This is a genomic window from Romboutsia sp. (assembly GCF_035470145.1).
GTDB lineage: Bacteria > Bacillota > Clostridia > Peptostreptococcales > Peptostreptococcaceae > Romboutsia_D.
Map to the genome: position 1 here is coordinate 1 of NZ_DATIRC010000331.1, position 7,424 is coordinate 7,424.

At 29.6% G+C, this 7,424-nt stretch carries 8 protein-coding genes; all 8 read left to right on the forward strand.

Annotation, left to right across the window (positions count from 1 at the left end; genetic code table 11):
* Window positions 1-786 (forward strand): Na+/H+ antiporter NhaC family protein (locus tag VLM92_RS13410; protein WP_325276840.1); only part of this gene is annotated, 786 nt, incomplete at its 5' end.
* A gap of 57 nt (window positions 787-843) precedes the next feature.
* Window positions 844-1,986, forward strand: coding sequence for a beta-aspartyl-peptidase (iadA, locus tag VLM92_RS13415; RefSeq protein ID WP_325276841.1), 1,143 nt, complete (start codon window positions 844-846; stop codon window positions 1,984-1,986).
* A gap of 24 nt (window positions 1,987-2,010) precedes the next feature.
* On the forward strand, window positions 2,011-2,688 hold the full coding sequence (locus VLM92_RS13420; RefSeq protein WP_325276842.1) for an aspartate/glutamate racemase family protein: 678 nt from the start codon (window positions 2,011-2,013) through the stop codon (window positions 2,686-2,688).
* 258 nt (window positions 2,689-2,946) lie between these two features.
* Complete coding sequence (surE, locus tag VLM92_RS13425; protein ID WP_325276843.1) at window positions 2,947-3,702, forward strand: 5'/3'-nucleotidase SurE; 756 nt, start codon at window positions 2,947-2,949, stop codon at window positions 3,700-3,702.
* A gap of 230 nt (window positions 3,703-3,932) precedes the next feature.
* Window positions 3,933-4,961 carry a LacI family DNA-binding transcriptional regulator gene (locus VLM92_RS13430; protein ID WP_325276844.1) on the forward strand — a complete coding sequence of 343 codons (1,029 nt, stop codon included), beginning with the start codon at window positions 3,933-3,935 and terminating at the stop codon, window positions 4,959-4,961.
* A 13-nt stretch (window positions 4,962-4,974) separates the two neighbouring features.
* Entirely contained in the window at window positions 4,975-5,883 is a 909-nt protein-coding gene (rbsK, locus tag VLM92_RS13435) for a ribokinase (protein WP_325276845.1), read from the forward strand.
* A 3-nt stretch (window positions 5,884-5,886) separates the two neighbouring features.
* Entirely contained in the window at window positions 5,887-6,282 is a 396-nt protein-coding gene (rbsD, locus tag VLM92_RS13440) for a D-ribose pyranase (protein ID WP_325276846.1), read from the forward strand.
* A gap of 14 nt (window positions 6,283-6,296) precedes the next feature.
* Window positions 6,297-7,424: ATP-binding cassette domain-containing protein (locus VLM92_RS13445; protein WP_325276847.1), on the forward strand; the 1,128-nt coding region annotated here is incomplete at its 3' end.

Consider the following 7,424-nt stretch of genomic DNA (forward strand, 5'->3'; position numbering starts at 1 on the left):
GGACTTAAAGCATCTGGAGATATGGCAACACCAGAATCAGTAGCAATTATGATGGACCAATTAGACTTAATGTTTAATTTTAATATTATTTTAATATTACCAATAGTATTAATAATATTAGGTTCGGTAAAGAAATGGCCCACAATACCAACAATGTTAGCAACAAGTATATTAACAGTAATGTTAGGAATTGTTATACAAGGATTTAATCCAGTCTATGGATTTGCATCTTTAGTAGGTGGATTTGATGTGACTATGACTGGATTTACGGGAGAAGTAGCACCAGAAGTATTAAAACTTGTAAACAGGGGTGGAGTAGTATCTGTTACAAGTACGACAGTACTAATATTCTGCGCTATGGGATTTGCAGGGATAGTAAGTGTTTCTGGAATGTTAGATGTTGTATTAGAACTTTTAATGTCAAAAGTAAAATCAACTGTTGGTATAATACTATCTACAATAGTATCTTGCTTTACAGTGGCATTTGTTACAGGTAGTTCATACTTATCAATACTTATACCGGGAGAATTATTTAAAGATGTTTATCCTAAAAAAGGATTACATCCTAAAAATCTTTCAAGAACTTTAGAAGATTCTGGTACTGTATTAGTTCCACTTGTACCTTGGTCAGCAGCAGGTGCTTATATGACATCAACTCTTGGAGTATCAACTATAGAGTACCTACCATGGGCAATACTTAATTATACAGGTATAATATTTGCAATAATTTTAGCTTTTACAGGATTTGGAATAGCTAAATTAAATACAGAAAGCGAAAAAAATTAAGAAAGAAAAAGTAAGAATGTAGTAAATTAATATGTAATATAACAAGGAGGAGTAGTCATGATATTAATTAAAAATGTAGAAATATACTCACCTAAATATATAGGAAAAAAAGATATATTAATATGTGGAGAAAAAATAACGTTAATAGAAGATAGTATAGAATTTAATAATGAAAAAGTAAAAGTAATAGATGGAAGCAATAAAAAATTAGTTCCAGGATTTATAGACCAACATGTTCATATAACTGGAGGAGGAGGAGAAGGAAGTTTTAAGACTAGAGTACCAGAAATAATGCTTAGTAAATTAACTTCAACTGGAATTACAACAGTTGTTGGACTACTTGGAACGGATGGAAGTACAAGAAGCGTACAAAACTTAGTATCAAAAGCAAAAGCTTTAAAAGAAGAAGGAATAAGTGTTTATGTACATACAGGTTCATATGAGTATCCAACAGTTACTTTAACTGATTCTGTAAGAAAAGATATAATTTTTATAGATGAAGTTATTGGATGTAAAATAGCTTTATCAGACCATAGGTCTTCAACAATAACAAATGAAGAATTACAAAGGGTAGCATCAGATGTTAGAGCATCGGGTATGATTAGTGGAAAGGCTGGTATATTAGTTGTTCATATGGGTGATGGTAAAAGAGGGCTAAGCCCTATAAATGAAGCTTTAGATAATAGCGACATACCAATTAGAACAATAAGGCCAACACATGTTAATAGAAATGAAAAATTACTATTTGAAAGCTTTGACTTTGCTAAAGAAGGTGGAATAATAGATTTAACTTGTGGTATATATGAGAAATTAAGCCCTAGAAAAGTTATAAATAAAGCTTTATCACAAGGTGTAGAATCTGAAAACATTACAATAAGTTCTGATGGATATGGAAGTTGGTCTAATTATGATCAATTTGGAAATTTAGTTAAAATTGGAGTATCTAGTGTAAATGCACTTTACAAAGAGTTTAAGGCTATGGTTTTAGAAGAAAATATGAAAATAGAAGATGCACTTACTTTTGTAACTTCTAATGTAGCTAAGGCACTAGAACTATATCCTAAAAAAGGAACTATAAAAGAAAATTCTGATGCTGATGCCATTTTACTAGATGAAAATTTAGAAATAAATACAGTTATAGCTAAAGGTAAGATAATGGTTGAAAATAAAGAAATTATAGTATTTGGAACATACGAATAAAAATTTTAGTTTTAAGGAGGAGCTATGAAAACCGTTGGAATTATAGGGGGAATGGGTCCATTAGCCACTATTGATTTATTTAATAAAATAGTAACTATGACCAATGCAAAGTGTGATAATGATCACATTCATATTTTAATAGACAATAATACAAAAATCCCAGATAGAACAAGTTTTATTTTAGGAAATGGAGAAAATCCAACTTATGAACTTGAAAAATCTGCTAAGCATTTAGAAGAAATAGGTGCAGATTTTTTAGTGATTCCATGTAACACAGCACATTATTTTTATAATAACATAAAGAATGGTGTTAATATTGAAGTTATCAACATGATAGAGGAAACTGCTAAAAGTATAGCAAGCAGTGGGATTAAAAAGGTTGGGTTATTATCAACAACGGGAACTATAAAGGCGAAGGTTTATGATAGCATTTTTGAAAAGTATGATATAGAACTTATTAAACCTAATGAGTATGGTCAAAGTGTCATAATGGACTTGATATATGGAATTAAAGAAGGAAGAGAAGTTTCAGATAAGAAAAATATGATGGATATTTTGAATTATTTAAAGGAGCAAGGAGCTTTTTATATAATCTTAGGGTGTACTGAACTTCCTATAGCAGTTAAGATGTTAGAGATTGAAGGGAATTTTATAGATCCAACAAGTATTTTAGCTAGGGTTGCTGTAAGTAAGGCTATATAAAGGGAAAGTTTCAAGAAGTACAATAAATCATGGTGTAATTATATATAAGAGCTTAACTTAATTTACATTAAACATTAAGTAAATTAAGTTAAGCTTATTTATTGTGAAAATATAAAAATTAGTTTAATATAAAATATAAGGAAGTAACATCATTAAAAAGGACATAATAAAAGAGCAAAAATATAATTATGATTGATTACTAAAACTATAAACCTATAAATTAGTCAAAATATAATAATATAAAGGGAGTTAGGTACTATGAACATATTAATTACAAATGACGATGGAATTACAGCTGATGGAATTATAGAATTAGCAAAAGAAATAGCAAAAACAGAGAATGTATATGTAGTTGCCCCAGAGACACAAAGGAGTGCAACAGGACATGCTATAACTATGCATAGTCCTATAATGGTAAATGAAGAATTTATACAAGAGAATATAAAAGCGTACTCAATATCAGGAACACCAGCTGATTGTGTGAAAATTGGGATAGAAGCATTATTTAAAGACGTTGAGATAGACTTAGTATTAAGTGGAATAAATAATGGGCCTAATCTAGGAACTGATGTAGTATACTCTGGAACAGTATCAGCTGCTATAGAGGGGCTTATTCAAAACAAACCTTCAATAGCTATATCTTATAATGAATTTAACATTTCAAAAGAAACATATAAAGAAGCTTCTAAACATGTTGTAAAAATAATAGATAATGTAAAAGATAAGTTAGAAATATTAGATGACTGTGTATTAAATGTAAATATACCTAGTGAAGATATTAAAGGATTTAAGATAACTAAATTAGGCGAGAGAAAATATGAAAATGTTATGGAAGAAAGATTTAGTCCATATGGCAAAAGATATTTTTGGATGGGTGGTAAGGTTAAAGAGCTAGAGCAAGAGCAAGATAGTGATATAGTTGCTGTTGAGAAAGGATATATTTCTGTAACTCCAGTGAATATTGATATGACTAACTTAGGTAAGATTAATGTATTAAAAGAAATAAATATTTAAATAGACCTAAACTACATAACAATATAGTATATAAAATAAAATGTGCATTCTTCCTTGTGATAATTATAAAATTATCACAAGGAAGGTGCACACTTTTTATTGGTATAAATTTAACGAGAAAACGTTTTACAAAAACACTTGCATTATTTTTTATGGCATGATATTATCTAGGTAACCGGTAAAGTAAAACGGTTTCCTAAACCGGTTACTTTATGAGAGGAGAGATAATTTTGGGAGTAACGATAAACGATATAGCTAAGTTAGCAGGTGTATCAAAAACAACTGTTTCCAAGGTTATAAATAATAAAGATGATAGTATAAGTAAAGCTACTAAAGATAAAATCCTAAACATTATCAAAGAGCAAAATTATGTTCCAAATAAACTTGCTCAAGGGTTAGTAACTAAAAGAACTAAAACAATAGGACTTTTAATACCAGACATACGAAATCCTTTTTTCACAGATATATCAAGAGGAGCAGAGGATTATGCTCGTAAAGAAGGATACAATATAATATTTTGTAGCACAGATGAAGATTATGAAAGAGAAGCTGAATGTGTTGCAATGCTTATAGAAAAGATGGTAGATGGAATAATATTTGCACCGTCATCAAATACATGTAAAAAAGATAATAGCTACAACAATTTACAAATACCAATGGTGTTAGTAGATAAAAATATAGATATATCAAATGCTAAAGGATTAGTAAAAGTAGATAATAAAAATGGTACATACGAGTCTACTAAGCATCTTATAAATGAAGGCCACGAAAAAATACTTTATCTTAGTGGACCTTTAAAAAATGAAATAAGTAAAGAAAGATTAAATGGATACATAAGAGCATTAGAAAAAAATAATATACAACATGATGAATGCGATATAGTTGAAGGTAAGTATAAGTATGAGTGGGCTTATGAATTTATTAAAAATATGGATGAAATAAAACACAGTGCTATATGTTGTGCCAATGATTTGATGGCAATAGGAGTTGTACAAGGTTTAACAGAAAGAGGGTTAAACATACCACAAGATATAAGCGTTGTAGGGTTTGATGATATACAAACTGCAAAGTTAATACATCCTTCACTTACTACAGTAAGACAGCCAGCTTATGAAATGGGTCAAAAAGCTAGTGAGCTACTTATAAATTACTTGAAAAATAACGATATTGAACCTGTTGGTACAGTAACATTTAAACCACAGCTTATAATAAGAAATTCAACAAAACATAGAGACAAAAATTGTGAATCTAAAATATAAAGGGGAGACATATATGAAAAAGATATGTGTTATAGGCAGTCTTAACATGGACTTAGTAGTAAATGTAGATGAAATGCCAAAGAAAGGTCAAACTTTAATAGGTAGTCAATTTAAAGAAGTACCAGGTGGAAAAGGTGCTAATCAAGCAGTTGCAATGGCAAGATTAAATGGAAATGTATCTATGATAGGTAAGGTTGGAAATGATGGATTTGGTCAAACTTTAGTAAATGCACTTAAAAAGGATAATGTAAATACAGATTATATAAAAGTAGAAGAAGGGCCAAGTGGAGTAGCACTTATAACAGTAGATAAAAATGCTGAAAACTCTATAGTAGTAGCACCAGGTGCAAATTTTAGAGTTTTAAGAGAAGATATAGATAAGTGTATAGATGGTATAAAAGAAAGTGATATAGTGGTAGTTCAACTTGAAACGCCATTAGATACTATAAAGTATGCATTACAAGAATCTAAAAAGTTAGGAAAATATACAATATTAAATCCTGCTCCAGCTGTTAAGTTAGATGACGATATAATCAAAAATGTAGATTTATTAACTCCTAATGAAACAGAGCTTGAAATATTAAGTGGATTAAAAATAGAAAATGAAGATGATATTATAAAAGCTGCAGAGATTATGATACAAAAGGGTGTAAAACAACTTATAGTTACACTAGGTTCTAAGGGCAGCCTTTATATAGATAAAGATAACATAAAGTTTAAAAAATCATATAAAGTAGATGCGCTAGATACAACTGCAGCAGGGGATAGTTATACAGGAGCCTTAGCAGTAGCTTTTTCACAAGATAAAGACATAGAAGAAGCTATGGATTTTGCATCAAGAGTAGGAGCGTTATGTGTTATGAAAGAAGGAGCGCAAACATCACTACCAACAATTCAAGATGTTTTAAATTTCAGGGGGTAAAAAATGAAAAAATCAGCATTAATAAATAGTGAAATATCTTATGTAATATCTAAGATGGGTCATACAGATAGTATAACAATATGTGATAGTGGACTTCCAATACCTAGTGAAGTTCAAAGAATAGATTTAGCTCTTAAAAAAGGATTACCAACTTTTTTAGATACATTAGATAGTGTACTGCAAGAATTACAAGTAGAAGAAGTAATATTAGCTTCTGAGATAATACAAGTTAGTAATGATTTATATAAAGAAATAATTAAAAGATTTGAAAATGTAAAAATAACTACAGTTTCTCATGAAGAATTTAAAAATTTAACTAAGTCATCTAAAGCAATAGTTAGAACTGGAGAATATACTCCATATGCAAATGTAATATTAAAATCTGGTGTAGTCTTTTAAAAGGAGTGAAAACTATGCAACAACCTATATTACAAATGAAAGGTATCATTAAAGAGTTTCCTGGAGTTAAGGCACTAGACGGTGTAAACTTAGAGCTTTATGAAGGCAAGGTTATGGGGCTTATGGGAGAAAATGGTGCAGGTAAATCTACACTTATGAAAATATTAAGTGGAGTATACAAAAAAGATGGTGGAGAAATTTACTATAAAGGTAAATTAGAAGATATAAAAGGTCCTAAAGATGCTCAGGGAAAAGGTATAGCTATAATACACCAAGAGTTGAATTTAATACATGACCTTACTATAGGTGAAAATATATTCTTAGGAAGAGAGCCAAAAGGAGCTTTTGGTAAAATAAATTGGAATAAGCTTTTTAAAAATGCAGATGAATTACTTGAAAAATTAAATATTACTACTAGTTCTAAGGAATTGGTTGGTAAGTTAAGTATAGGTCAGCAGCAAATGATTGAAATAGCAAAAGCATTATCTTTAAATGCTAAAATAATAATAATGGATGAGCCAACAGATGCTTTAACAGATAAAGAATCAGAAAGTCTATTCAATGTTATAAATGAACTTAAAAATGAAGGTAGATCTATAGTTTATATATCTCATAGATTGAAGGAAGTTTTTGAGATATGTGATTACATAACTGTTTTAAGAGACGGAAAATATGTAGGCCAAGAAAACGTTTGTAATATATGTGAAGATACGATGATAGAAATGATGGTTGGAAGAAAGTTAACTGATCAGTTCCCAAAACAAGAGGTAGATATAAAAGATATAGTTTTAGAAGTTAAAAACCTTAATAATGAGTATGTTCATGATATATCTTTTAATGTAAAGAGTGGAGAAATAGTAGGAATAGCTGGCCTTATGGGGGCAGGGAGAACCGAATTAGCTAAGACTATATATGGATATTTCAAAAAGCAAAGTGGAGAAATTTATGTAGATGGTAAGAAGATAGAAAATAAGTCTTCTAAGGATGGTCTAAAAAATGGTATAGCTTATGTATCTGAAGATAGAAAAGGTGATGGGCTAATTTTAGGATTATCTGTTAAGGAAAATATGAGTATATCATCATTAAATAATATATCATCGGGAATTTCTATTAATAAAAGTAAAGAACTAGAAGTTGTTAAA

Coding starts and splice junctions, on each gene's coding strand:
- iadA (WP_325276841.1), top strand. CDS start 844: ATGATATTAATTAAAAATGTAGAAATATACTCACCTAAATATATAGGA.
- VLM92_RS13420 (WP_325276842.1), top strand. CDS start 2,011: ATGAAAACCGTTGGAATTATAGGGGGAATGGGTCCATTAGCCACTATT.
- surE (WP_325276843.1), top strand. CDS start 2,947: ATGAACATATTAATTACAAATGACGATGGAATTACAGCTGATGGAATT.
- rbsK (WP_325276845.1), top strand. CDS start 4,975: ATGAAAAAGATATGTGTTATAGGCAGTCTTAACATGGACTTAGTAGTA.
- rbsD (WP_325276846.1), top strand. CDS start 5,887: ATGAAAAAATCAGCATTAATAAATAGTGAAATATCTTATGTAATATCT.